General features: G+C 64.6%; 23 protein-coding genes and 1 pseudogene. 14 read left to right on the forward strand and 10 right to left on the reverse strand.

Annotation, left to right across the window (positions count from 1 at the left end; translation table 11 throughout):
- The first annotated feature begins 202 nt into the window (after positions 1-202).
- The 6 genes from CXY78_RS14255 to CXY78_RS14280 all read left to right on the forward strand — a co-directional run bounded on the left by CXY78_RS14255 (position 203) and on the right by CXY78_RS14280 (position 9,145).
- The gene (locus CXY78_RS14255) at positions 203-940 is read left to right on the forward strand and encodes a TetR/AcrR family transcriptional regulator (protein WP_092338500.1); all 738 of its coding nucleotides are present in this window, start codon (positions 203-205) and stop codon (positions 938-940) included.
- A gap of 71 nt (positions 941-1,011) precedes the next feature.
- Positions 1,012-2,196, forward strand: coding sequence for an acyl-CoA dehydrogenase family protein (locus CXY78_RS14260; RefSeq protein WP_104089917.1), 1,185 nt, complete (start codon positions 1,012-1,014; stop codon positions 2,194-2,196).
- Between the two features lie 55 nt (positions 2,197-2,251).
- Complete coding sequence (locus CXY78_RS14265; protein WP_092338496.1) at positions 2,252-3,895, forward strand: AMP-binding protein; 1,644 nt, start codon at positions 2,252-2,254, stop codon at positions 3,893-3,895.
- Positions 3,896-4,166: 271 nt separating this feature from the next.
- Complete coding sequence (locus CXY78_RS14270; protein ID WP_104089919.1) at positions 4,167-5,534, forward strand: hemolysin family protein; 1,368 nt, start codon at positions 4,167-4,169, stop codon at positions 5,532-5,534.
- Positions 5,527-6,582, forward strand: coding sequence for a hemolysin family protein (locus tag CXY78_RS14275; protein ID WP_092338492.1), 1,056 nt, complete (start codon positions 5,527-5,529; stop codon positions 6,580-6,582). The genes CXY78_RS14270 and CXY78_RS14275 overlap by 8 nt, the downstream gene beginning before the upstream one ends.
- A gap of 73 nt (positions 6,583-6,655) precedes the next feature.
- On the forward strand, positions 6,656-9,145 hold the full coding sequence (locus tag CXY78_RS14280; RefSeq protein ID WP_104089921.1) for an excinuclease ABC subunit UvrA: 2,490 nt from the start codon (positions 6,656-6,658) through the stop codon (positions 9,143-9,145).
- Positions 9,146-9,207: 62 nt separating this feature from the next.
- On the opposite strand, the gene CXY78_RS14285 is transcribed toward CXY78_RS14280, so the two are convergent.
- A complete protein-coding gene (locus tag CXY78_RS14285) occupies positions 9,208-9,366 on the reverse strand; it encodes a hypothetical protein (protein WP_233197211.1) in 159 nt (52 codons plus the stop codon).
- Between the two features lie 83 nt (positions 9,367-9,449).
- On the opposite strand from CXY78_RS14285, the gene CXY78_RS14290 reads away from it, so the two are divergent.
- Positions 9,450-10,127 carry a LysR substrate-binding domain-containing protein gene (locus tag CXY78_RS14290; protein ID WP_104089923.1) on the forward strand — a complete coding sequence of 226 codons (678 nt, stop codon included), beginning with the start codon at positions 9,450-9,452 and terminating at the stop codon, positions 10,125-10,127.
- A 135-nt stretch (positions 10,128-10,262) separates the two neighbouring features.
- Entirely contained in the window at positions 10,263-11,729 is a 1,467-nt protein-coding gene (locus tag CXY78_RS14295; RefSeq protein ID WP_104089924.1) for an MDR family MFS transporter, read from the forward strand.
- Position 11,730: 1 nt separating this feature from the next.
- Here the strand turns inward: CXY78_RS14295 and CXY78_RS14300 are convergent, their stop codons facing one another.
- Positions 11,731-12,366 carry a hypothetical protein gene (locus tag CXY78_RS14300; protein ID WP_092338484.1) on the reverse strand — a complete coding sequence of 212 codons (636 nt, stop codon included), beginning with the start codon at positions 12,364-12,366 and terminating at the stop codon, positions 11,731-11,733.
- A gap of 190 nt (positions 12,367-12,556) precedes the next feature.
- On the opposite strand from CXY78_RS14300, the gene CXY78_RS14305 reads away from it, so the two are divergent.
- The gene (locus tag CXY78_RS14305; RefSeq protein WP_104089926.1) at positions 12,557-13,945 is read left to right on the forward strand and encodes an MFS transporter; all 1,389 of its coding nucleotides are present in this window, start codon (positions 12,557-12,559) and stop codon (positions 13,943-13,945) included.
- A gap of 71 nt (positions 13,946-14,016) precedes the next feature.
- Here CXY78_RS14305 and CXY78_RS14310 read toward each other — a convergent pair whose 3' ends face one another.
- On the reverse strand, positions 14,017-14,928 hold the full coding sequence (locus CXY78_RS14310) for a LysR family transcriptional regulator (RefSeq protein WP_092338787.1): 912 nt from the start codon (positions 14,926-14,928) through the stop codon (positions 14,017-14,019).
- Positions 14,929-15,033: 105 nt separating this feature from the next.
- On the opposite strand from CXY78_RS14310, the gene mmsB reads away from it, so the two are divergent.
- The 3 genes from mmsB to CXY78_RS14325 are packed head-to-tail and all read left to right on the forward strand — an operon-like array spanning position 15,034 to position 18,281.
- Entirely contained in the window at positions 15,034-15,930 is an 897-nt protein-coding gene (mmsB, locus tag CXY78_RS14315) for a 3-hydroxyisobutyrate dehydrogenase (protein ID WP_092338481.1), read from the forward strand.
- Positions 15,931-15,960: 30 nt separating this feature from the next.
- Positions 15,961-17,445, forward strand: coding sequence for a CoA-acylating methylmalonate-semialdehyde dehydrogenase (locus CXY78_RS14320; RefSeq protein WP_104089928.1), 1,485 nt, complete (start codon positions 15,961-15,963; stop codon positions 17,443-17,445).
- A 56-nt stretch (positions 17,446-17,501) separates the two neighbouring features.
- The gene (locus CXY78_RS14325) at positions 17,502-18,281 is read left to right on the forward strand and encodes an EI24 domain-containing protein (RefSeq protein WP_092338478.1); all 780 of its coding nucleotides are present in this window, start codon (positions 17,502-17,504) and stop codon (positions 18,279-18,281) included.
- Here CXY78_RS14325 and CXY78_RS14330 read toward each other — a convergent pair.
- The 4 genes and pseudogenes from CXY78_RS14330 to CXY78_RS22160 all read right to left on the reverse strand — a co-directional run.
- On the reverse strand, positions 18,278-19,222 hold the full coding sequence (locus tag CXY78_RS14330; protein WP_092338476.1) for a cytochrome b/b6 domain-containing protein: 945 nt from the start codon (positions 19,220-19,222) through the stop codon (positions 18,278-18,280). The genes CXY78_RS14325 and CXY78_RS14330 overlap by 4 nt on opposite strands.
- Before the next feature lie 171 nt (positions 19,223-19,393).
- The gene (locus CXY78_RS14335) at positions 19,394-19,477 is read right to left on the reverse strand and encodes a hypothetical protein (RefSeq protein WP_233197219.1); all 84 of its coding nucleotides are present in this window, start codon (positions 19,475-19,477) and stop codon (positions 19,394-19,396) included.
- Between the two features lie 79 nt (positions 19,478-19,556).
- Positions 19,557-20,345 carry an Lrp/AsnC family transcriptional regulator gene (locus CXY78_RS14340; RefSeq protein WP_092338474.1) on the reverse strand — a complete coding sequence of 263 codons (789 nt, stop codon included), beginning with the start codon at positions 20,343-20,345 and terminating at the stop codon, positions 19,557-19,559.
- Between the two features lie 45 nt (positions 20,346-20,390).
- A pseudogene (locus tag CXY78_RS22160) lies at positions 20,391-20,621 on the reverse strand (AsnC family protein); the annotation flags it as partial.
- 128 nt (positions 20,622-20,749) lie between these two features.
- Here CXY78_RS22160 and CXY78_RS14345 point away from each other — a divergent pair.
- Together CXY78_RS14345 and CXY78_RS14350 are read left to right on the forward strand one after the other, a co-directional pair.
- The gene (locus tag CXY78_RS14345; RefSeq protein ID WP_104089931.1) at positions 20,750-21,988 is read left to right on the forward strand and encodes an NAD(P)/FAD-dependent oxidoreductase; all 1,239 of its coding nucleotides are present in this window, start codon (positions 20,750-20,752) and stop codon (positions 21,986-21,988) included.
- Between the two features lie 11 nt (positions 21,989-21,999).
- The gene (locus tag CXY78_RS14350) at positions 22,000-23,292 is read left to right on the forward strand and encodes an NAD(P)/FAD-dependent oxidoreductase (protein WP_092338470.1); all 1,293 of its coding nucleotides are present in this window, start codon (positions 22,000-22,002) and stop codon (positions 23,290-23,292) included.
- Positions 23,293-23,365: 73 nt separating this feature from the next.
- Here the strand turns inward: CXY78_RS14350 and CXY78_RS14355 are convergent, their stop codons facing one another.
- Genes CXY78_RS14355 through CXY78_RS14365 form a run of 3 tightly spaced genes read right to left on the reverse strand, consistent with a single transcriptional unit; the run spans position 23,366 to position 26,120 of the window.
- Positions 23,366-24,553, reverse strand: a complete 1,188-nt coding sequence (locus CXY78_RS14355; protein WP_092338468.1) for an ABC transporter ATP-binding protein — start codon at positions 24,551-24,553, stop codon at positions 23,366-23,368.
- A complete protein-coding gene (locus CXY78_RS14360) occupies positions 24,550-25,335 on the reverse strand; it encodes an ABC transporter permease (RefSeq protein ID WP_092338466.1) in 786 nt (261 codons plus the stop codon). The genes CXY78_RS14355 and CXY78_RS14360 overlap by 4 nt, the downstream gene beginning before the upstream one ends.
- The gene (locus CXY78_RS14365; protein WP_233197209.1) at positions 25,332-26,120 is read right to left on the reverse strand and encodes an ABC transporter permease; all 789 of its coding nucleotides are present in this window, start codon (positions 26,118-26,120) and stop codon (positions 25,332-25,334) included. The genes CXY78_RS14360 and CXY78_RS14365 overlap by 4 nt, the downstream gene beginning before the upstream one ends.
- Between the last annotated feature and the right edge of the window lie 32 nt (positions 26,121-26,152).

Below are 26,152 nucleotides of genomic sequence, written 5' to 3' on the forward strand. Positions count from 1 at the left end.
CTGTAAGAGTGCGATGTAGGCCTTATGGAAACCTTGTGCATTCGCCCGTCCCCCCGCCCGCCTTCCACTGGGACGGGGCCCAGGCCCGGTCCCGGGGCCCAGGCTATAAACTGGGCCCACGGACGGGGCCTGGGCCCCGTCCACTTTGGGCCGGCACTCCCCGGCGTCCGCCCACCTCATTCCGTGCTACTTTCGCCAGACCATGTCTGATCCGTCTGCACCCACCGCGTCCACAGATCGCGCGCGCGATTCGGCCCCCCACCAAACGGATGCCCGCGGCCGCGTGGCCGTCGCCGACATCGCTGTCAGCCTGTTTCAGGCCCAGGGCTACGAAGCCACCAGTACCGCGCAGATCGCCGCAGCCGCTGGCGTCTCCCGCAGCACCTTCTTTCGTCAGTTCCGCTCGAAAGACGATGTGATCTTCGCCGACCACGACGAGTTGCTCGAGCAGATCGACGAGTTTTTCGCCACAGAGCACCCCGACCCCTGGCTGGCTGTGTGCGATGCCGCCGCGCTCGTATTCGAGCGGTTTCGGGAGCGCCTCGAGATCGTGCGGGTGCGCGACCTGGTCGTGCGCCAGACATCCGTTCTGCGCGACCGCGAAACGGTGATGGTGTCCCGCTACGAGAAAACGTTCTCGGCCTATCTGCGCCGCTGTCTGCCGGGTGTCGACCCGGTGGTGGCGATTCAATTTGCGGCGGCCGTCACGGCCACGCACAACTTCGAGTTGCGGCGCATGATTCGCGCCATCGACGCCAGCGCGGTGCTCGATTCGGCCGGTCTGGCGGCGCAGCTGCACGCCGTGCGCAATCGCTTTGCACCCGTCGGCGAATCGGCCAGGGGCGCGAGCGAGCTGCTCGTCGCGGTCTTTTCCGCCTCTGCCCTGCCGGCAGACGTCGCCCGCGTGATCGAGAACCGACTTCGATCCACAGCAATTTGACACCAAGTGTCACTTGACGTGAGACTCAGTGTCAGATAGAACTGAAGTCACACCTGCTATTGCGAAAGGCAATGATGCCCGATTACGATGTCTCCGCCCCGCTCGACACCGACTACTACGGTGTTTTCGCCGATGTGCCCGAAGCTGATCGAGCGTTCTGGAGCCGGGCTCGCACCTTCGCGGTGGAGACCCTCGACGAGCTGAGCGAGGCCTGGGACAAGGCGGAGTACCCGTTGCACCTGGCTCGCCGCCTGGGCGAACTCGATCTGCTCACCGACGGAGTCGAGGGGCCGGGCCTCACCCCCATGTCCCCGCTCGCGGCCGGCCTGGTGAACATGGAGATCTCCCGCGGCGACGGCTCGATGGGCACCGTCGTGGCCGTGCAGGGCGGGCTCGCCCTGCGCAGTATCGCCATGTTCGGCAGCGACGAGCAAAAGGCCACCTGGCTGGTGCCGCTGGCCCGCGCCGAGAAGCTGGGTGCCTTTGCCCTGACCGAACCCGACCACGGCTCGGACTCGGTGGGCCTCGAGACCACCGCACACCGCGACGGCGACGAATGGGTTATCAACGGCGAGAAGAAGTGGATCGGCAACGGCTCGGTCGGCGACGTCACCGTGGTCTGGGCCCGCGACGACGACGGCAATGTACGCGGCTTCCTGGTCGACCAGGCCCTGCCCGGCTACCGCGGCGAGACGATGCTCGGCAAAGGTTCGCTGCGCGCGGTACACCAGGCGCGCATCACCCTGACCGATGTGCGGATTCCCCTCGACGCTGTTCTGCCCGGCACCCACACCTTCAAAGACACGGCAGTCGTTCTGTTCGCGACCCGGCTCGGGGTCGCCTGGTCGGCGCTCGGTCACGCCACAGCCGTGTTTGAGGCTGCCCTCAACTATGCGCAGCAGCGCGTGCAGTTCGGCAAGCCGATTGCCGGTTTTCAGATCGTTCAGGAGCGGCTCACCCTCATGCTCTCCGAGCTCACCTCGATGCAGCTGCACTGTATTCGGCTGGCCGAACTGGACGCCGCCGGCACCCTGCGGCCCATCCAGGCCAGCCTCGCCAAGTTCCACAACACCCGCGCTGCGCGTTCGCTCGCCTCCCTCGCCCGCGACATGCTCGGCGGCAACGGCATCCTGCTGGAGAACCACGTCATTCGGCACCTTGCCGACATCGAGTCCATCCACACCTACGAGGGCACCGAGAGCATCCAGTCGTTGCTCATCGGTCGCGACCTGACCGGGGTCAGCGCCTTCCACTAGGTTCGACCTGCACGAGCTTTCGCTTGCATCATCTTTTCGGACAAAGGAGTCCCGCATGATCGACCTGACCCTGAGAACCACAAACTCACCCAACGACTCACCGCTCACACCCATGCGGTTCCTGCAGCGCAGCGCTGAAGTATTCCCAAACAAGGATGCGATCATCTACGGATCTCGTCGCTACAGTTACCAGGAATTTTCGCAGGCTGCGGAGGAGCTGGCCCACGCCATCCGCTCGCGCATCACGCCTGGCGACCGGGTCATATTCCTCGCGCCGAATATACCCGAGATGCTCATCGCGCACTACGCCGTGCCCTTGGCCGGCGGCGTGCTCGTCGCGCTGAACTCACGGCTGGCCGGGCCGGAGGTGCACTACGTCCTCGAGCATTCAGAGGCCACCCTGCTGTTCATTGACGCCGAACTGGTCGCCGGTGTCGGTGACGCTTTCGCGGCATCCGCTGCCCTGAAGGGCGTGATCGAAATCGCCGACGGCGAGTTCGGCATCACCGAGAGCGGACTCGATGTGGGCCAGCAGACGCTGGAGTCCTTTCTGGCCGATGCCGACAACGACTCCGCCGAGCCGCTGGCCTGGGAGGTTTCCGACGAGCGATCGGTGATCTCGATCAACTACACCTCGGGCACGACGGGCAAGCCGAAGGGCGTCATGTACTCGCACCGCGGTGCATACCTCAACTCCTTCGGCGAGGTGTTCCACAACAAGTTTACGAGCGACTCCGTCTACCTGTGGACGCTGCCCATGTTCCACTGCAACGGCTGGTGCACACCCTGGGCGGTCACCGCGGCCGGTGCCACCCACGTCTGCCTGCGCACGGTGCGGGCCGAATCGGTCTGGTCGGCCATCGACACCCTCGGCGTGACCAACCTGTGTGGCGCCCCCACGGTGTGCGGCGTGATCGCCAACGCTCCCATGAAGCACGTGCTCGAGACGCCGCTCTCGATCACCACAGCTGGTGCCCCGCCGTCGCCGAGCGTGATCGAACAGCTCGACGCCCTCGGCATCACGGTCGTGCACGTCTACGGCCTCACCGAGGTCTACGGTCCGTACACGATCTGCGAATACCAGCGCGAGTGGGATGACCTGCCCGCCGACGAACGTGCCCGCAAGATCTCCCGCCAGGGAGTGGGCATGGTGCAGGCCGAATCGGCTCGCATCGTCGACTCGGCCATGACCGACGTTCCGGCCGACGCCGCGACCATCGGCGAAGTCGTGCTGCGCGGCAACAACATCATGCTCGGCTACTTCAAAGACCCGCAGGCCACAGCGGATGCCTTTCGCGGTGGCTGGTTCCACACCGGCGACCTCGGCGTCATGCACCCGGACGGCTACATCGAGATCAAGGACCGCGCCAAGGACATCATCATCTCCGGCGGCGAGAACATCTCGACGATCGAGGTCGAAAACGCCATGCTCACCCATCCGACTGTGCTCGACGTCGCCGTGGTCGGCATGCCGCATCCGAAGTGGGGCGAGCGGCCCAAGGCCTACGTCGTGCTCCGCCCGGACGCCCTCGTGACCGAGGTCGACCTGCTCACGCATACTCGCTACCTGATCGCGGCATTCAAGGTGCCCGACTACGTCACCTTCGTTGACGCCCTGCCGCGCACGGCCACCGGCAAGATCATGAAGGTCGTGCTGCGCGAACTGCCAGAAGAGGTCGTCGAACCCGTCGTGTCATAGGGCGAGTGTGCACAACTGCGGAGATTCGCCCCGATACAGGCCACCCCAGTCGGAATGCGCCGCTAACTCGAATTTCTCCGCGTTTACGCACGCACACCCGGACAGCCAAGGCCCGCAGCCCGGACGCGGTGCCCGTGCGCGACCGAAACGCGGCGGGCAGGCAGTTTGCCAGCATCCGTCTATAGCCTTATAAGCACAATGGAAGACCCTCCCTCGCATAAACCCTCGCCCACCACCACCGACATGCCTCTTTCACTGAGAGGACCTCAACATGTATGAGTGGATCATGGTGGGCGCAGGACTCCTCCTCACCGTCGGAACGGGAATTTTCGTAGCCTCCGAGTTTGCCCTCGTCACGCTCGACCGCAATGAGCTCGAAGCTCGGCGTGATCGTGGCGAGAAACGCCTCGGTCCGACCATCAAAGCGCTCAAGATCACCTCGACGCACCTATCGAGCGCCCAGCTGGGCATCACCCTCACCACGCTACTGACCGGGTTCACCTTCGAGCCGGCCATCCGCTCACTGCTCAGCGGGCCGCTGACGAGCGTCGGTGTGCCTACCGGCATCGTGCCGCTGGTGGGAACCATCGTGGCGATCTCGCTCGCGACGCTGTTCTCCATGGTGATCGGCGAACTCGTTCCCAAGAACTTCGCCCTCGCCGTACCGCTCGCGACGGCAAAGATCGTGGTGCCGGCCCAGGCCGCATTCACAGCGGTGTTCAAACCCGTCATTCTGCTCTTCAACAACACGGCCAACGCGATCATTCGTCGGTTCGGCATTGAGCCAAAAGAAGAACTCTCCGGTGCCCGCAGCGCCGAAGAGCTGAGCTTTCTGGTGCGCCGCTCCGCCCTCGAAGGCGTGCTGGACGACGACCACGCCGCTATGCTGCACCGTACCCTGCGCTTCTCCGAGCACTCCGCCGCCGATGTCATGACCCCGCGGGTGCGCATGGCTTCCGTCCGCGTCACCGACTCCGCCGAGAGCATTGTGCGCCTCGCGACGACCAGCGGCTACTCGAGGTTTCCGGTGATCGACAAGAACTCCGACGACATCGTCGGGGTGTTGCACGTGAAACAGGCCTTCGCTGTCGCGTTGAGTGAGCGTGCCACAGTCACCGCCTCCGACCTGAAGGTGGACGCCCTGCGCGTTCCCGAGACCATGGGCGTCGACTCCCTGCTTGCCGCTCTGCGCCAGCAGGGATTCCAGATCGCCGTCGTCGCCGACGAGTACGGCGGAACCGCCGGCATCGTCACCCTCGAGGACCTGGTCGAAGAACTAGTCGGTGAACTCGAAGACGAACACGACCGGGCCAAGGCCGGCGTCGTCCGCTCCGGCCGCTCGGTCGTCTTCGACGCCGCCTTGCGCCCCGACGAACTGTTCGACCGCGCCGGCGTCACCATCCCCGATGACGGGGGCTATGACACGGTCGGCGGATTCCTCGCCGACCAGCTCGACCGCATTCCCGAACTCGGCGACGAGGTCGCCATCGACGGCGGCGTGCTGCGCATCGACCGCGTCGACGGCGTGCGCGTGCACCGCATCCGCTATACGCCCGCTAATCCCGAGACCGATCCCAGCCTGACCACCACACACGACCGAATCGTGACTGAAATCAAGAAAGACCTGATCCATGAGTAGCGCCGATTTAACCGCGTACCTCCCCGGCCTGGCCTGGCTCGTCGTGCTGCTGGTCGTGAACGCGTTCTTCGTCGGTGCCGAGTTCGCTGTGATCTCGGCTCGGCGCTCCCAGATAGAGCCGCTGGCCGAACGGGGCAGCAAAGCGGCCAAGACCACCCTGTGGGCGATGGAACACGCGACCCTGATGCTCGCCACCAGCCAGCTCGGCATCACGGTGTGTTCGCTGCTTATCTTGAACGTCTCCGAGCCAGCCATCCACGGACTGCTCGAATTCCCGCTCGCGGGTACCGGCCTCTCTGAAGGCATGATCAGTACGATCGCGTTCACCTTCGCGCTCGTCCTGGTGACCTTTTTGCACGTGGTCTTCGGCGAAATGATTCCGAAGAATATCTCGTTCTCCGTTCCCGAAAGGGCCGCCCTGATTTTGGCGCCGCCGCTCGTGTTCGTCGCCCGCGTCTTCAACCCAATCATCTTCAGCCTCAACTGGCTGGCCAACGGGGTGTTGCGCCTGTGCAAGGTCGAGCCCAAGAACGAGGCGACAAGCGCGTTCACCCTCGACGAGGTCGCGAGCATCGTGGAGCAGTCCACCCGCGAGGGCATGCTGCAGGATGCCTCGGGCACACTCAGTGCAGCGTTTGAGTTCACGTCGAAGAAGGTGACCGACGTGCAGGTGACCATCGAATCCATGGTCTGCCTGCCATCGACCGCCTCCCCGGCCGACATCCAGCAGGCGGTCGGCCGCCACGGCTTCTCCCGCTACATTCTGACCGACGACGACGGGCAGCCAAGCGGTTACCTGCACCTGAAAGACGTCCTGGACCTCACCGGCGGCGACAGCTTCACCGAGCCGGTGCCGGGAAAACGGTTGCGCCGCCTCGCATCCGTTTCGTGTGACAGCGAACTCGAGGACGCACTCGCCTCGATGCGCCGCCTGGGCGCCCACGTCGCTACCGCGTTCGATGCGAACGGCACCGTGACCGGAGTGCTCTTTCTCGAGGACATCATCGAGGAGCTCGTCGGTCAGGTCGAGGACGCCACCTCGATCTGACCCGCCGGAAACCGGGCACCGCACACGCAAGCAACGTACTGTTGTTTGGGTGCTTAGCGACGATTCCAATCAGATGACCTCAGACCAGCCAGACAACCCCGCCGCACTCGGTGATGGGTTCGTGCGGGTGCGCGGTGCCCGCGAAAACAACCTGCGCAATGTCGACGTCGACGTGCCCCGGGACGCCATCGTCGCCTTCACCGGGGTGTCTGGTTCCGGCAAGTCCTCGCTGGCTTTCGGCACCATCTTCGCTGAGGCCCAACGACGATTCTTCGAATCGGTCGCGCCCTACGCCCGCCGCCTCATTCAGCAGGGACACACCCCGCACGTCGACGAGATCACCGGGCTGCCGCCGGCCGTTGCCCTGCAGCAGCGCCGCGGAACACCGAGTTCCCGCTCGAGTGTGGGTACGGTCACCACCCTCTCGAACTCGCTGCGCATGATGTATTCCCGTGCCGGCATATACCCAGCGGATGCCGCCGGTCGCCTCGAATCGGACTCCTTCAGCCCGAACACCGCGATGGGCGCCTGCCCGCGCTGCCACGGCCTCGGCATGGCGCACACCGTGAGCGAGGCGTCGATGGTGCAGGACGCCACCCTCAGCATTCGGGACGGCGCTATCGCCGCCTGGCCCGGCGCTTGGCAGGGCAAGAACCTGCGCGACATCGTCGCCGTGCTCGGCTACGACATTGACCGTCCCTGGCAGGAACTGTCCCGCGCCGACCGCGACTGGATTCTGTTCACCGAAGAACAACCGGTGGTCGAGGTTGTGCCGCAGCGTGACCGCATCGCCAAGCCGTATCAGGGCCGATTCTGGAGCGCGAAGAGTTTCGTGCTGCACACCCTGGCCGACAGCAAAAGCGCGAATGTAAGGCAGCGGGTGCTGCGGTATGTCGATACCGGCCCCTGCCCGGACTGCGCCGGCAGCGGCCTCAAGCCCGAAGCCCTCGCCGTAACCGTGGCCGGGCAGTCGATTGCCGCGCTCAACGCGCTGCCGATGACGGCTCTCGCCGAGGTGCTGCGGCCGATCGTTGCTGACGCCGCGTCGACGGAGGTAGCCGTCACCCTGGCCGGCGACCTGCTGCGCCGCATCGACGTGCTGCTTGAACTCGGCCTCGGCTATCTGGCCCTCGGCCGCTCCACCCCGACACTGTCTCCGGGCGAAATGCAGCGGCTGCGCATCGCCACCCAGCTGCGCTCTGGCTTGTTCGGGGTCATCTACGTGCTGGACGAGCCCTCGGCCGGCCTGCACCCGGCAGATGCCGAGCCGCTGTTGCTCGTGCTCGAGCAGCTCAAACTCTCGGGCAACTCGGTCTTCGTGGTCGAACACAATATGGATGTCGTACGGAGCGCCGACTGGGTCGTCGACGTCGGCCCCCGAGCCGGCGAGGGCGGTGGTGAGGTGCTCTACAGCGGGCCGACAGGCGGACTGGCCGAAGTCGAGATGTCAGTCACCCGCGAATACCTGTTTGCTGCGGAACGCGAGCCGGTGGCGCGCGGCGAGCTGCGGCATCCGCTTGGCTGGTTGGGACTGACCGACGTAACCCGGCACAACCTCAAGGGTATCGACGCGCAGATTCCGCTCGGGGTGTTGACGGCGGTCACCGGCGTCAGCGGGTCTGGCAAGTCGACCCTGGTCAGCCAGGTGCTCGCCGAAGCCGTCGGTCGTCACCTGCACCCAGACCCCGACGATGTGCCGGTGCTGGACCTCGGCGACCCCGACGCTGAGATCGAGCTGGCCGAGCGCTCCGACCTGCCCACGGTCACCGGGCTCGACGCCGTGGACCGGCTGGTGCAGGTGGACCAGAAGCCGATCGGGCGCACGCCGCGCTCCAACCTCGCCACCTACACCGGCCTGTTCGACGCCGTGCGGGCTACCTTCGCCGCCACCGACGAGGCCCGTTCTCGCGGCTTCACCACCTCCCGGTTCTCGTTTAACGTGGCTGGCGGCCGCTGTGAAACCTGCCTCGGCGAGGGTTTCGTGGCGGTCGGATTGCTCTTTCTGCCGGGCACTTACGCGCCTTGCCCCGACTGCGGCGGGTCGCGCTATAACCCCGAAACCCTCGAGGTCAGCTACCGCGGCAAGAACGTGGCCGAAGTTCTCGGCCTCACAGTGGATGCCGCACTCCTCTTTCTCGAAGACGTCACCGTCGCCGCACGCAGCCTCGACACCCTGCGTGAGGTGGGCCTTGGCTATCTGCGCCTCGGGCAGCCGGCCACCGAGCTCTCCGGCGGGGAGGCGCAGCGCATCAAGCTCGCCACGGAGCTGCAACGAGCGCGCCGCGGCCACACCCTCTACCTGCTCGATGAGCCGACGACCGGCCTGCACCCGGCCGACGTCGAGCTGCTCATGCAGCAGCTCGGGCGCCTCGTCGATGCCGGAAACACGGTCGTTGTGGTCGAACACGAGATGGACGTGGTCGCCGCCGCCGACTGGGTGATCGACCTCGGCCCTTCCGGTGGCGACCAGGGCGGCCAGATCATCGCCGCTGGCACCCCGGCGACAGTGGCCGCCCACCCCACGAGCCGCACCGCCCCCTATCTGAGGCTCCGCCTCCCATAACGCGAGAGCGGGATATTTGTTGCTTCACGGTACCGGACCGGCAGGTCGCGCCGGGCCGGCAATCACACCCTGAGCACGGGTTCGAGCAGTGCGAGGGCGACGGCCGCGACGTCGAGGCGGGCCAGGGACGGTCCGGCCACCCCAAGCTCGGGCGCGGCCACCCGAATGGCCGGAAACGCGCTCGCCCACAGCACGACAACGCCGAGGCCGGCCAGAAACACTCGAGGAGAACCCAGTCCTCGAGCACGGCCCGCTCCAGTGCGAATATGTATTTACTTTTACTGCCGCGTTACGTAAAAATGACATGGGTGTTAGACGTCAGAAAATTGCGGATGCTCGCCCAGCTTCACCGACTCGGCACCATCGCCGCCGTTGCTCGCGAACTGCACACCTCACGGCCCCGGGGCCTCGATGCAACTCGCCGCGCTCGAACGCGAGGTGGGGGCTCACCCTCACCGAACGACACGGTCGAACCCTCACCCTCACCCCGGCCGGCAACGACATCGTCGATCTGCTGTCGGTCGCCGAACTGGAGATGATCGCGTCGAGGGGCGGTTCGGCGGGTACCTATCGGGTCGCCGCTTTCCCGTCGATCGCCCGCACCGGGCTGGCCGACTTCAGCGGCCACGACTGGGTCGTGCCGCACGCGGCGTGGTCCTGCCACGAGATGGTGCAGCGCGCCTGCGGAGTGGCCGGCTTCGCGCCCAGGTCTGTCGCCGAGGCCACCGATTTCTCCGTGATCCTCGCTCTCGTCGGCGCTGGGGTTGGCGTCGCCCTCGTGCCGGAACTCACCGTCGGGCAGCTGCCCGACTCGGTCACGCTTCATCCGCTCGAGAATCCCGTCTACCGACTCGACTTCGTCGTCGTGCGGCAGTCCCTGAACGCGGATCCGGGCATCGGTCGACTGCGTGACCTGTTTGCGACCAGGGCGGGTCGCGTCGCGATGCGCGGCATCCCCACTAATTCTGTGACTCAGGAATAATTCACACCCTGCAAAACGCTGCACCTAGAGGCGCACACAGCGAGCTGGCCCGGGGGACCTACGGGGCGGGCGGCCGCTCATTTTCGCGTGACGTTTGTGGCACATCCCCTTTTCGCACGACCGTCAGGACCAGTAATGACCGCACCAGCCGCCACCGACACGATCACCGAGGCCGCACAACACCCCGACGCCAGGCGCAACCAGCTCGTGATTCGGCTGCTGTTGGTCTCGGCATTCGTCGTCATTTTGAACGAGACCATCATGGGCGTGGCGCTGCCGCACCTCATGAAGGACCTCAGTATCACGGCCACCGCCGCCCAGTGGCTGACGACGGCGTTCATGCTCACCATGGCCGTGGTCATTCCGATCACCGGTTTTCTCATCCAGCGCTTCGACACCCGGCCGGTCTTCATCGCCGCGATGACACTGTTCAGCACCGGCACCCTGATCGCCGCGCTCGCGCCCGGATTCGAGGTGCTGCTGGTCGGCCGCATCGTGCAGGCCAGCGGAACGGCCATCATGATGCCGCTGCTCATGACCACCGTAATGACCCTCGTCGCACCGGCCTCCCGCGGCAAAACCATGGGTAACATCTCCATCGTCATCTCGGTCGCCCCGGCCATCGGCCCGACCATCTCCGGCGTCATTCTCAGCGTGCTCGACTGGCGCTGGATGTTCATTCTCGTACTGCCGATCGCCATCGGCGCCCTCATCCTCGGTGCCTCGCGCATCCAGAACGTGACGACGCCGCGCAAGCTGCCGCTCGACGTGCTCTCCGTCATCCTCTCGGCCTTCGGCTTCGGCGGGTTCGTCTACGGCCTCAGCAACCTAGGTGGGGCATCCGCTGCCGGCTGGATTCCGCTCGGCATCGGCCTGGTCGCCCTGGCCCTGTTCGTGCTGCGCCAGCTTCAGCTGCAGCGCACCGATCGGGCCCTGCTCGACCTGCGCGTGTTCAGCTCGCCTACCTTCACCCTCTCGATCTCCATGCTCAGCATCAGCATGCTCGCCCTGTTCGGCACCATCATTCTGCTGCCGCTGTACATGCAGAACGTGCTCGGCCTGACGGCCCTCGAAACCGGCCTGATTCTGTTGCCCGGTGGCCTGACCATGGGGCTGCTTGCGCCGTTCGTCGGCCGCATCTACGACCGTCGCGGCCCGACCATCCTGCTGGTTCCCGGATCGATCATCGTCAGCGCCGCGTTCTGGGCGATGACCATGATGGGGCAGACCACCCCGCCGTGGATGCTCCTAATCGCCCACGTCGGCATGAGCGCCGGCCTCTCGCTGCTCTTCACGCCGCTGTTCACGTCGGGCCTCGGCTCTCTCAAGCCGAGCCTGTACTCGCACGGCAGCGCGGTCGTCGGTACCATCCAGCAACTCGCCGGCGCCGTCGGAACGGCACTGTTCATCGCCGTGATGACCGCGCAGTCGGCCGCCCTCATGGCTCAGGGCGTCTCCGAGATCTCGGCGACGGCCTCCGGAATTCGCGGTGCTTTCCTGTGCGGCGCGATCATCTCGCTGTTCGCCATTCCAGCTGCATTCCTCGTGCGGCGCCCGCCGCTCGGCGACGCGGTCGAGAGCGCTCCGGTCAGCGCTCACTGATTCAGCGGATGCGCTGGGCCAGCACCGCGGGATGATCCGCCGGCAGTCCGTGCCGCCGGCCGCCCTGCAGCAGCGCCACGTTCTTCTTCTCCCAGTCGAGCAGCGTCTGCCGGAGCGGGTCGATCGCGGCGCTCTCGTCGCAGCTGCCCGCCGTGCGGCCGCAGGAACACTTCTGCGCCGCCGCGTCGTGGTGCAGCGCTTCGATGCGCCAGATGCCGGCCATGGCCCAGTCGATCTGCCGCCGGGCCAGTTCGGTGTTGCGTTCAGCACGCTTGACCAGGTCATTCTGCAACAGGCTCCGCACCCCCTCGATCCCGGCCGTGAACTGGCCGGCAACGATGGCGCTGAGCTCGGCGACCTGGTCGCGAAGGGCGGTCAGGTCCTTGTCCCGGCCGACGAGTAAGGCATCCGTTTCGGCGATGTAGTCGGCGTGGGCGGTCTCGGAGGATGCCCAGCGCGCGGCCCACAATCGCACATGCTCAAGGTCCCGGCGCTCGGATTTCTCGGCCCCGATGTGGTGCACGCAGAGCGAGCAGACCACCTGGTCGCTCAGCGACGTGAAGTGAAACGGCTGCGGCGCGAGGCAGCACAGGCACGCTACTTCAACGTCGACGTGCAGCGGATGCGCGTGCGTCACTGTTGCCCCACCTCACTGTTGTTCCTTCGAGAATAACCGTGCCGCGTTCGTTCGCCGCGCCACCGTGTGCATTTCTGCACGTCGCCCCTGTGCGAATCGTCTTTGACAGCCACCAACGCGAAGCGCAAGCTAAGACCAGCCAGACGACGTGCACGCACGTTGTGTCAATGACGACACCAGGGGAAATCCTATGAGCACGACCAGATCCGATACCCGAAACGACGTGCAGACGTCCGGACTGAAAAAGGTCGTCGCGGCCTCCATGGCCGGCACGGTCGTTGAATGGTACGAATTCTTTCTCTACGCCTCCGCCGCCACCCTGGTCTTCGGCACCCTGTTCTTTCCGAACGCCGGCACCGAACTCGAGGGCATCATCGCGGCCTTCGCCACCTACGCCGTCGGCTTCCTGGCCCGCCCCATCGGCGGCATCGTCTTCGGACACTTTGGCGACAAGTTCGGCCGCAAACGCCTGCTCCAGTTCAGCCTCGTACTCGTCGGCGTCGCCACCTTCCTGATGGGCTGCTTGCCGACGTTCCAGCAGATCGGCTACCTCGCACCGGTGTTGCTCGTGCTCCTGCGTTTCATCCAGGGCTTCGCTGTCGGCGGCGAATGGGGCGGTGCGGTGCTGCTCGTCGCCGAGCACAGCCCGCCGAAGTCGCGCGGATTCTGGGCCAGCTGGCCGCAGTCCGCGGTGCCGATGGGAAACCTGCTGGCCACCGCCGTACTGTTCGTGCTCGCCTCCACCCTGTCCGATGAGGCCTTCCTGAGCTGGGGCTGGCGCGTCGCGTTCTGGCTCTCCGCCGTCATCGTGCTGGTCGGCTACTACATTCGTACCAAGGTCAGCGATGCCCCCATCTTTCTCAAGGCGCAGAAAGAGGTCGTCGCCGGCGACAAAGGTTACGGCATTGTCGAGGTCTTCCGCCGCTATCCGCGCGGGGTGTTCACCGCGATGGGCCTGCGCTTCGCCGAGAACATTCTCTATTACCTCGTCGTGGTCTTCTCGATCACCTATCTGAAGATCATCGTGCAGATGGACACCTCTCGAGTTCTGCTCCTTCTGCTCATCGCCCACGCGATTCACTTCGTCGTCATTCCGCTGGTCGGACACCTCTCCGACCGGGTCGGCCGGCGCCCGGTGTACTTCGTGGGCGCCCTGCTCGCCGGCACCTGGGGATTCTTCGCCTTTCCCTTGATGGACACCGCGAACGACTTCATCATCATTGTCGCGATCATGGTGGGCCTGCTCTTCCACGCCCTCATGTACGCCGGCCAGCCCGCCATCATGGCCGAAATGTTCCCCACCCGGATGCGCTACTCCGGCGTCTCCCTCGGCTACCAGGTCACCTCGGTCATCGCGGGCTCGATCGCCCCGATCATCGCCGTGAGCCTGCTCTCCACCTTCGAGTCCTCGGTGCCGGTAGCCATCTACCTCGCAGCCGCGTGCCTGATCACGGCCCTCGTGGTGCTCACCCTCAAGGAAACGCGCGGGCTCTCCCTGCACGACATTGACGCAGCGGATGCCGCCGAATCGGCCGATCGCGCCGCCCAGGCCGACCTCGCCGGGGTCGGTCGCCGGTAGCGCGTAGCGGGCGGTCCGATCCCACGGATCGGGCCGCCCTTTTTCGCTCCGGCGGGGCATCCGCTTGTAAGTCACTCGCTGAAGGCGGCCGGTCGATTCGCGATCTCCAGCGTGATTGCCTCGATGGCGGCGCGCACCACGGGCGAGCGCAGCGATTCGGCCCGCACGACGGCCCAGATGGGCAGTTGACGCTGAAAGTCTGCGCGCAACACAGGCACGAATTCCGGCCGGTCGTGCACGAGAAAGTTCGGCAGGAGTCCGATTCCGGCGCCGGCCTGCACCGCCTCCAACTGGGCGAACAGGCTGGTGGCCTGAAAGGTCGTGGCCGGTTCCGGCAGCTCGGAGGAGCGATAGCCCAGGTCGGTCACGAGCAGGGCACTCTCGACGTACGACACGAAACTGTGCAACGCAACGTCGTCGAGCGTGCGGGGCGCGCCGCGGCCAAGCAGATACTCGCGGCTGGCGTACAACCGCAGAAAATAGTTGGTCAGAAACATCGCCTGTGCGTTGTTGACATCGTTGCGGCCGGCCACGATCTCAAGGTCGACGCCCGACCGGTTCTGGCTCACCTTGCGGGTGGCGCTGAACATCTCGATATTGATTCGCGGGTGGCTCTGCTGCAGTTTCACGAGGGCTGGCGTGACGATCTCCGCCCCGAATCCGTCGATGGTGCTGATGCGCAGCAGCCCGGAGAGCGGGTCGGTCTGGCTGATAGCCGTGGCGAGCGCGCCCAGCCGGTCTTCGATCGCCTCGGCAGCACTGACCGCGTGCCGGCCCAGCTCGGTGAGCTCCCAGCCATGCGGGCTGCGCTCGAGCGTGCGGCCGCCCAGCTCCGCATCGAGTGCGAGGATGCGCCGCGAGATGGTCGTGTGGGTGGTGCCGAGCGCCTCGGCGACCGCGTTGAAGCGCCCCAGCCTGGCCACGGTGAGCAGCACGAGCAGATCGTTCGGGCTCGGAAGCTGGTGTGAACTCACGGATCGCATCCTTTCGAGCGTGTGCATCTGCGCACATACCCCCTGTGAAATATTGCCTTGATTGCACTCTATCCGGCTGCGAGGGTGGAGGGACACAAAGCAAAGGAGCTTCGAATGTCAGTAGTCGCATGGATCGGGTTGGGCAACATGGGCGGGCCCATGTCCGCCAATATGGTGGCCGCCGGCCATGAGGTGCGCGGGTTCGATTTGAATCCGGATGCCGTCGCCACGGCCGTCACAGCGGGGGTCACCGCCGTCGCGAGCATCAGCGAAGCCGTCGCGGGCGCCGACGTCGTCTTCACCATGCTGCCCAAGGGTGAACACGCCCGTGCTGTGTACTTCGGCGACGACGGCGTGCTGGCCACGGCCGATCCGGCCACCCTGCTGGTGGACTCGTCGACGATCGACATCGAGACCGCCCAGGCCCTGCACGATGCCGCAGCGGCGGCCGGCTTTCGCTTCGTCGACGCCCCGGTTTCCGGCGGCATGAGCGGCGCCACCGCCGGAACCCTCACCTTCATGATCGGAGGCGTTGCGGATGCCGTCGCTGACGCCAGCACGTTCATCGAGCCGATGGCGGCGAACATCATTCCGACTGGTGGCGCCACGACCGGCCAGGCCGCGAAAATCTGCAACAATCTCATGCTGTTCATCAACCTCGCCGCAACGGCGGAGGGCGCTGTTCTGGCCGAGCGGCTGGGACTGGACAAGCAGGTGTTCTGGGATATCGCATCCGTTTCGTCGGGTGACAGCTGGGCGCTGCGCACCTGGTATCCGATCAAGGATGTCGTCGCGACGGCCGCGTCCAACCGGGATTTCGCCCCGACCTTCACCGCAACGCTCGCGAGCAAGGACATCGGGCTGGCGATCGTCGCCGCCCGCGCCACCGACACGCCGCTCGAGATCGGCGAACACGTCGCCGAACTCTTTCAGCGCCTGATCGATGAGGGCGAGGGCGGCAAGGACTGCTCCATGATCGTCAAACTCGTCGACGGCTCCCTGCACGCCTGAACCATGTCATCCACCAGAGAGAGCTCTTCCATGCAAACAATTCCCCACTACATCAACGGGCAGCGAGTCGAGTCGTCCGAACGATTTGGCCCCGTATTCAATCCGGCCACCGGCGTGCAGGAGAAACAGGTCGTGCTGGCTTCCCGCGCGGTCGTGATCGACGCCATCGAATCGGCCCAGGCGGCCCTGCCCGAGTGGCGCACCAGCACGCTAGCCAAGCGCACGGCCATCTTCTTCAAGGTGCGCGAGCTGCTCGCCGAGCGCACGAGCGAGCTCGCCGCAATTCTGACGAGTGAGCACGGCAAGGTACTCTCCGACGCGGCCGGCGAGATCACCCGCGGGCTCGAGAACATCGAATTCGCCACCGGCCTCGCGCACATGCTCAAGGGCGACTTCTCCCAGCAGGTCTCCCACGGAATCGACGTGCACTCGGTGCGCCAGGCCGTCGGCGTCGTCGCCTGCGTCACCCCGTTCAACTTTCCGGCCATGGTGCCGCTGTGGATGATCGGCAGCGCCCTCGCCTGCGGCAACACGGTGCTCCTCAAGCCCAGTGAAAAAGACCCCTCATCCGCTATTTTCATCGCCGAGATCTTCACGGAGGCCGGCTTGCCGGCCGGCGTGCTCAACGTCGTGCAGGGCGACAAGGAGGCCGTCGACGAACTGCTCGACAACCCGGCGGTCAAGGCCATCAGCTTCGTCGGCTCCACCCCGATCGCCAAGTCCATCTACAACCGGGCTGCCGGCAACGGCAAGCGGGTACAGGCACTCGGCGGCGCCAAGAACCACATGGTCGTGCTGCCGGACGCCGACCTGGAGATGGCAGCGGATGCCGCAATCAACGCCGCGTACGGATCCGCCGGGGAGCGTTGCATGGCCGTGAGCGTGCTCGTGGCCGTCGGCGGCATCGCCGACGACCTCGTCGCCGCGATCAAGACGCGCATGACGACACTCCGGGTCGGCCCGGGAACCGATCCGACCTCGCAGATGGGCCCGCTGATCACCGGAGAACACCGCGATCGGGTCGCGTCCTACCTGGCCGGCGCCGAGGCGGCCGGCGCCACCATGGTCGTCGACGGCCGGGCACAGAAGTTCGACAGTGACGGGTTCTTTCTCGGTGTCAGCCTGATCGACCACGTCACGCCCGGGATGAAGGTCTACGACGATGAGATCTTCGGCCCGGTGCTGTCGATCGTGCGCGTTGACACCTTCGACGAGGCCGTGAAACTCGTCAACGAGCACGAGTTCGGCAACGGTGTGGCCCTGTTCACGCGGGACGGCGGGGCTGCTCGGCAGTTCGAGTTCGAGATCGAAGCCGGCATGGTCGGCATCAACGTGCCCATACCGGTACCGGTCGGATCGTTCTCGTTCGGCGGCTGGAAGAACTCGCTGTTCGGTGACGCGCATATGTATGGACCGGAGAGCATCCGTTTCTATACCCGCGGCAAGGTCGTCACGACCCGCTGGCCCGACCCGGCCACCTCGGAGATCGACCTCGGTTTTCCGCAGATGGCCTGAGTGAGGCGGGTCCCCGGTTTCGCGGGGACCCGACACCGGCGGGTTAGGGTGTGGGGGTGCCGCCTTCAACCCGTCCCACCGCCACCCGCGAGTTCTTCGTCGGGGCCGGTTTTCTCGGCCGCGGCCTCAGAATGTGGGGAACCTCACCGCGCCTCATGCTGCTCGGCGCCCTGCCGGCCTTTATCGTCGGCATCGTCTACCTCGCCGGCATCGTGCTGCTCCTCGTCAATCTCCAGGCCATCGCCGTGGCGATCAGTCCGTTCGCGAGCGGCTGGGGGGAGCCCTGGCGCACCGGCATGCGGGTCGTGGCCGGTGCGACCGTCGCGGCTGCCGGTATTCTCCTCTTGGCATATACCTTCGTGGCGGTAACGCTCACTGTCGGCGACCCCTTCTATGCGCGAATCTGGCGCGAGGTCGAGACCAGCCTCGGCGACGCGCCCGTCGAACCCGCACGCGGCCTGCTGCGCAGCATTCTGCGCGCGGTGGCCGACGCCCTGCGCCTGGTTGGCCTGGCCGTCGGGGTCGCTCTGCTGCTTCTGGTCTGCGGCCTGATACCCGGCCTCGGCCAGCTGCTCGCCCTCGTCCTCGGCGCGCTGTTCGGCGGCTGGATTCTCACTCTCGAACTCACCGGCTTCGCTTTCGACGCCCGCGGCTTCACGCTCACCCAACGCAAGCGGATGCTGCGCGCGCGCCGCCCGCGCAGCCTAGGTTTCGGCGTGCTCACCTACCTGTTGTTCCTGATTCCGGGCGCGGCCGTCATCGTCATGCCGGCGGCTGTGGCTGGCGCAGCCATGCTCAGCCGAGACGTACTCGCGTCGAGAGTGGAACCGGTTTAGCGCTTGCGGTGAATGATGCGGCCGCTTCGCGCCGCGATCGCACGCACGACGGCGGGACGCGCGCCGACCCAGATTGCGGCCGTGACCAGCAGTGCGCTGACGAAGATCCAGACGCCGAGCCAGCCCGTGTCGTTGCGCGCCGCATACATGTGGTTGAGGTTGGCGCGAGCGCCGGTGCTGAGCACGAGGGTCACGTGCACGACGATGAATGCCACGAAGAAGATCAACACCGCGAAGTGCAGCTTGCGAGCCACGGGCAGGGGAAAGACGTGGTCGAGCCTGCGAAACCGCGCAGACAGGCCCGGTGACATGCGCAGGCCGGTCACCAGTGCGATCGGTGCCGCGATGAAGACCACGACGAAGTAGCTGAGCAGTTGCAGGGCGTTGTAGTGCACCCAGCCGGAGTCAGTCGGCCAGTCGAGCGAGGCATACTGCAGCCCGGCCGATATCGCGTTGGGGAAAATGTCCCAGTTCGTGGGCACGACGCGCAGCCATTGACCGGTCACGAACAACAAAACGTAGAAGAGGATGCCGTTGATCACCCACAGGGTGTCGAAGACGATGTGCTGCCAGAGGTCGAGGGTGATCCGAATCGGCGGATTTCTGGTGCGGAGCAGCCCGGTGTTCGTGCGCGTCCAGAAGATGGACGGGCGTTTGGTCGTGCGCACCTGCCATCCGGTGCGAATGACGAACAAAATGAAGAAGGCGTTGAGCCCGTGTTGCCAGGCCAGCCAGGCCGGAACTCCTACCGGCGTGGCTGCCGCGTGGGTGGAGACGCCGGGGTAGTTGCGCAGGAAGGACTCGACCGCCGGCAGGGCGCGCACCCCGTTCGCCGCCAGCACGATCAGGGCCACGACGATGAGACCGGCGGGAACGATCCAGGCCAGTCGGAGCCGCCGTTTCGGCCGAGTTTCTCCCGGCCGGGAGCCACCCGTCGTCATCGTTATCCGTTCCCGCGATGGCACAGTGCCGCAGCGTCTTCGTAAGAATACTGGCCCGGCCCCGACCCGGGTGGCGGCAGCTGACGCGGCAGGTCACATAGCCGGTCCTGTCTTATCGCGGGTCAGGATGCTTTGCGCATTCACTCTGTCTTTATCTGTCTCGGTCGGCGATCAAGCGGCTCGAACCGCATCGACGAAGGCTCGCATGAGGACAGGATCTTTGACCCCACGGCTCGACTCGACGCCGCTGGACACATCCAACCTCGACTAGCTCCCCGCCCCCATCGTGACCTCATGCCGGAGTGACGTCCGAGACCCCTTTGCTGCCAGCCCCCTAGGCCGTGCCCGTGACAGCGTCGTCGGAACTGCGCTCGAGAGTGTCGATACGTTGTCGAGCGTGGCGGTAGGCAGCCACGCTGTAGTCCTCTTTAAGAATCTGCAGATGGAGCCATGTTGAGAGGGAAGTAACCCAGGGCTCACGACGAAGCACCTCCACGAAATCGTTCGCCTCTCGCACCGTGCTGAACACCGCCGTGGCGATGATGCCGAAATCGCCGGTCGTTGAGGCCATGAACTCCACGCCGAGTCGGCGCAGGGCGTCCAGACCCGTGCGGGAACCGCCGGAGTGCCGGATTCCCAGTCCGAGAGCCAGCGTGTGCGCGCGCCCGAACTCGCGCCGCGGAACAGCGACGACACGGATGATCTCCCCCTCGATGAGCCGTGTCATCCGGTGGCGCACGGAGCTTTCGGGAAGACCGAGGGCCTCAGCGAGCACCCTCACCGGAGCGCGGCCGTCGCGTTCAAGCGTCTCGACCAACTGAATGTCCGTCTCATCAAGAGCGTATTCGTCTTCCGTCTGCAGGGTGGGCGCATAAACGTTGTGGGTGATGGCTTGATAATGGTGCACCTGGATGGACAGCACCTCCGGGTGTTCGCGGATTCCGGCCAGCAGCTCGACGAGTTCCGTGTCGACGCGACAGCGCACCTGAATGCACAGCCCGGCGTCTCCGGTCGTCGTGGAGACGTACGTTGTCAAGGATGAGGCGATCATCTCTTCATAGAGCGATGACGCGTCTCCGCGGAGTGCAACGTGCAGATGACCCTCGAGCCGAAAACCGAACATGCGTGGATTGGCGCTCGCTGTGAATCGCAGTTGACCGCGATCAACCACCGATTTCGCGATTTCAGAAACACGATTTCTGGTGAGACCGAGTTCTTCCGCAATGGATGAGTACGATGCACGACCGTCTCGTCGTAGGCAGTCGACGACACGATCCTCTTCAACGGAAGGTCCGTCACTGTTCGACACTGTCACCTCATCTCCCTGTCGGGTCTCTCGAATACTGCCACACCGACGCACAATTTCGCGATCAGATCGGGGATTCTTGGGAATATGCACACACTTCAACCGGTTTCAGATACTCTTTTTCATTATTGACGCCGTAAAGGTGCAAACAGTATCAACGATGAAGTTGAACGTCACTCAGCGCAGAAGCTGGGCCTCGTGCCACAAACTGATGGGGAATCGTGAAGGTTATAGTAATTGGCGCTGGGCTCGCGGGCCTCACCGCCGCATGGAAACTGCGCCAGCAAGGTCATGATCCAGTGGTTCTTGAGGCCCGCAATAGGGTCGGTGGGCGCACGTGGTCCCAGACGCTCAGCAACGGTCAGCTCACCGAGCGCGGCGGCGAGTACGTCTTTCCGACTGAGTTCGCCATTCGACGTCTAGCGGCGGAGGTCGAGGTGCCCATCCTCACGCACAACGTGCGCTACGCCCGACGAACGGTCGACGGCGCACACTTGACCGTCGCTGAGCTCAATGCCGTGGGGGAACGGCTGAACGCCACGCTCACGGCGATGCTCGCATCCGGTATGGACCGAATCTCAGTCGACACCGTGTTCCAGGCGACCTTGGGAGTGGATTTTCAGCGCCACCCGGCATATCGGCGAATTGCAACGTCGCTGGCCGGAGACCCTCAGTGCATCAGCGCAGAAGCTGCGCTGATGCACGAGTCTTCCGCCTCCGGAGGCTACGTCGAGGACGGGGGAAGATTCCTGAGGGGCAACCAGTCACTCGCCGTTGAAGTGGCCCGATTACTGGGCGCGGCCATCAGGCTGGAGTCCCCGATCGCCGCCATCGATCAGTCTGCCTCCGGCGTGCAGGCGACCCTTCGCGATGGCACCACGGTCGATGCCCGCGCGGCTGTACTCGCCGTACCGCTCCCGATTCTGCGCGAGATCACTCTCGGGTTCACACTTCCTGTTGCACAGCAATCTGCTCTTGACCATCGTTCGATGGGCACGGCGGCGAAGCTGGGCGTCCCCCTGTCGGCTGTCGATGGCGACGTGGCACTTCAGAATGCTGACCAGACCTGGTGGTCGTGGCGTTCAATGTCGGTCGACGGGGAGAATCGCGTTCCGGCGCTCTCCTGCTTCGCGGGAGGATCCGCCGCCCTGGCTGCACTCGATACGGCAAACGGGCCCGAACGTTGGATTACCGAGCTCAAGAGGATGCGTCCGGAACTGGTCATCGACGGAGACGTCATGCTCACTGACTGGACCAACGACGAGTGGACCAGGGGGTCCTACTCCGCACCGGCCCTCGATTGGAGGCCGGAGGACGCGTCTGCCTTCGACTCCGCTGCGGGGTTGGTCGCAATTGCCGGTGAGCATACCGGGCTCCAGCAGTCCCTGAACGGTGCTGTCGTGTCGGGCTACCGGGCAGCCCACGCCATCGTGGACCTGGCCCGACAACGGGACCTGTGAGGGGCGGCAGCGTGGAAACAACAGACGTTATCGTCATCGGCGCCGGATTCGCCGGGCTGGTGGCCGCTCGAGAGCTTGGCCGCTCGGGTCACGCAGTGATCGTGCTCGAAGCGCGAGACCGGGTGGGGGGTCGCACCTGGACCGACCATGTCCTCGGACACGACCTCGAACTCGGTGGAACGTGGGTGCACTGGATACAACCCCACGTGTGGGCAGAAATAGCCCGATACGGCCGGCGCATCGTTCGCAGCCCGGTCGCTGAGGAAGCGTACTGGCTCGGTGCCGGGGACGCGCCCAGAAAGGGCACGCTCGACGATTTTCTGTCACTTATCGACGACGGTCAACGACGAATAGTTGAGGATGCCCTCACCGCGATTCCGCGCGCGATCGATCCAACGGTCGGCTCGATCACTGAGCTCGACGGCCAGTCACTGCAGCAGCGAATAGACGACTTGAACCTAGACGATGAGGCCCGCTCGGCAAACGAATCCGTGTGGGTCGGGCACGTGAACGCACCGCTGAAGTCGGTTGGGCTCTCCAGTGCCCTGCGCTGGGCGAGTGCGACCGGCGGCCACTGGCCGCTGATGCACGAAGCCTCGGCGACCTATCGCGTGGCGGGAGGCATGTCCGCGTTCAGCGCGGCCATTGCGGCCGACGTGAGCGGCGACATCCGCCTGAATTCGACGGTCACCGCCATCGACCACCATAAGAATGGTGCCACCGTCACTCTTTCCGATGGCGGTGAAATTCGGGCACGGCGCGTGGTCATGACCCTGCCCGTCAACGCAGTCGACACCATTGCGGTGACACCGGCACTCCCCGGTGTTTGGCGGCAAGCCAACCGTGAGCGGGTGGCCTCGCAGGGAATCAAGGTCTGGATCAAGGTGCGTGGTCGCTTGCCGCGGTTTTTCGCCTACGCGTCTCAGCATCACCCGATCTCGGTCCTCAAGAGCGAATTCATCGAGGAGGATCATTCGATTCTGGTCGGCTTCGGCCCGGATCACGCGGCTATCGATGTGACCAGTATCGAACAGGTTCAGGCCGCCCTGAGCGTGTGGCGCGACGACCTTGAAGTACTCGGTGTTGCTGCCCATGATTGGATGAAGGATCCCCTGTCGCAGAATACGTGGATGACCCACCGCCCGGGACAGCTCACTCGCGACCTCCCGCAATTGCAGCTGGCGGATGGTGTGCTCCACTTCGCGGGTTGCGACACTGCCGATCTCTGGGGCGGGTTCATCGACGGCGCCATCGAGAGCGGCTTGCGCGAGGCCCGACTGGTATCGGCCGCTCTGGCAGGCTGAAGCGGCCGGGCGCCCAATCGGGGCCCGGCCGCTTCCACCTCGTTCACCCGCGCGTCGCGCGCTCGGTGAAGGGCTAGGTGAGCGACACTCCCTCGTCGCCGGTGTCCTCGAGGAGCACACCCGCATCGATATTCCACCGCATCAGGGCACGAGTGCCCGGCTCACGCACCGCGGCGGAGTGTGCTTCGCGAACGGTTCCGACGCTGCCGTCGGGCAATTCCACCTCACAGCGCCAGGCCGAACCGAGATAATTGGCGTCCAGAACGGTGACCGGCAGCGTATTCATGTCTGACGACCCCGGCTCGGTGCCCTCTTCGTACAGGGTGATGTTCTCCGGGCGAATGAGAATTGCCAGAGAACTCGACTTCTTCTGGCCGGGAACGCGGATTGCATGTCCGGAAATATCCAGTGTCGATATTCCATCGACCGTGCCGACCATCGAGCCGGACAACACCGTGGATTCACCGAGAAACCGGCCCACAAACAGTGTTTCCGGTTTTTGGTAGAGTTCGGCCGGACTGCCGACCTGCTCGATCCGACCGTTGTTGAACACCGCGATCCGGTCAGAAAGCGACAACGCCTCCTCCTGGTCGTGTGTCACATACACGAAGGTTGATCCAACCTCTCGGTGGATTCGTTTTATCTCCTTCTGAAGCCATTCGCGCAATTTCTTATCGAGTGCGCCGAGCGGCTCGTCCATGAGCAAAACACGGGGCTTGTAGACGAGCGCGCGAGCGAGCGCCACACGCTGCTGCTGACCGCCCGACAGGTCGGCGGGGTAACGATCACCGAACTCTCCCATGCGCACCATATCGAGCGCGCCCGCGATCATCGTTTTTTGTTCGGCCTTTCCGATCTTGCGTCGCTCCAACGGATAGGCGATGTTCTCGGCAACGGTCTTGTGCGGAAACAATGCGTAGTTTTGAAACACCATTCCGATGTCTCGTTTATGTGCCGGCAGCTTGGCGACGGGTTTGCCATAGATATGGAGCAGCCCCTCCGTGGCGGTAACGAACCCGGCGATCATGTTGAGTGTCGTCGTCTTGCCCGATCCGGACGGGCCCAGAAAGGTCATGAATTCGCCCGGTTCGATCACGAGATTGATCGCATCGACGACGGCCTTCTTGCCATAGCGCTTCGTTACATCGCGCAGGCTGATCCCCGCATCGTTGATCACACTGATGACTTCGGTGTTGAGGTGCAATTGCCGGAGTTCTCGTTCGTTGTGATCCAGTGTGGACGTAGTTGTTTCCGGTTTCATGCCGAAACTCGCTTTCTCTTGCGGGTAGCAAATTGTGCGGTGAGCATGACCAGCACAGATGTGAACATCGCTATCACGGCGACAGCTGCGACCGTGGGATCACTCGCCTGTGTGACGCTGTTGTAGATCTTCACCGGCAGCGTCTGCAACTGCGGACTCTGAATAAAGAGCGACAGAATGATTTCGTCAAAGGACGTGACGAAAGCGAACAGTGCTCCCGCGGTCACTCCGGGCATTATCAGCGGGAGCGTGATGCTGAAGAAGGTGCGCAGCCGTCCGGCGCCCAGAGTCGCCGAGGCCTGCTCCAATCGCGGGTCCACGCCTTGCAACGAGGCGGTCACGTTGATGATCACGAGCGGCAGTGCCACGACCGTGTGCGCCAGCACGAATCCGGGCAATGTACCGAGCAGATTGAATCGCAGGAAGAGCGAGTAGAGCCCGATAGCGATAACAATGCCCGGGACGATCAAGGGTGTCAGGAAGTAGCTCTCCAGCAGGGCCTTTCCGCGGAATCTGACTTTGGACAGTCCGATCGCCGCCATGATCCCCACTGAGGTCGCGACCACCATCGTGACCAGCGCCACCTGCAGCGATGAGCCCAAGGCGCGCAACCAGGCCGGGTCGGTGAAGAAGTTCTCGTACCACTGCAGGGAAAATCCCTGCGGCGGAAAGTTGAACGACGCCGCGGAGTTGAACGACATGGGAATGATGACCAGAGTTGGCAGCAGCAACCACAGAATGATGAGGGCGGCCAGTGCGCCCAGTGCACGTTTCAGCGTCATTTCACCCTCCCCGCAAACAGGCTCGTACCCTTGGCCAAACGGCCGACGAGTACAAGCACCACAATTGTCGCGGTCAGCATGAAGATCCCGAGCGCCGTGCCCTGGCCCCACATGAGGAACCCGCTGATCTGCTGGTACATCAGGGCAGACATCATGATTTCCTTTGACGAGCCCAGCAGCGCGGGAATGATGTAGAAGCCGAGTCCCAGGATGAAGACCGTCACGGAACCTGCAAATATCCCTGGTCGAGACAGCGGCAGATAAACCGTGAAGAATGCCGTCACCGGTCGCGCCCCTAGATTGGCCGCAGCGGGCAGTAACCGCTTGTCAATCTTGGCCAGCGCCGAGTAGATCGGCAAGACCATGAACGGGAGCAGCACCTGGGACATCCCGAGCGCCACGCCAAAGGTGCTGCGGATCAAGGGCAGCGGGCCGATGCCGAACAACGACTGGAGAAGACCGTTGATCGGGCCGGTGTCCTGCAGCAGCACCAACCAGGCGAGGGTGCGCACCAGAATACTCGTCCATAGCGGCAGCATGATGAACAACTGCAACATGTTGCGAGTGCGATCACTCACGATCGTCATCAAATATGCGTACGGGTACGCGATAAGCAAGCAGACGATCGTCACGAGGAAGGATGTTCCGAATGTACGCAGGGCAACCACCATGTTGGTGGGCGTGGTGAACAGCCAGACGTAGTTCTGGATTCCCAACACCGGATCGCTGATGCTTCGGATGAAGACATCAACGAGCGGCGCGAGAAAGAAGAACGAGACGATCACGAAGGCGGGGATCAGAAGGAGAAACGGGCGCC

The sequence above is a fragment of the Cryobacterium sp. N19 genome, from assembly GCF_002929595.1.
GTDB lineage: Bacteria > Actinomycetota > Actinomycetes > Actinomycetales > Microbacteriaceae > Cryobacterium > Cryobacterium flavum.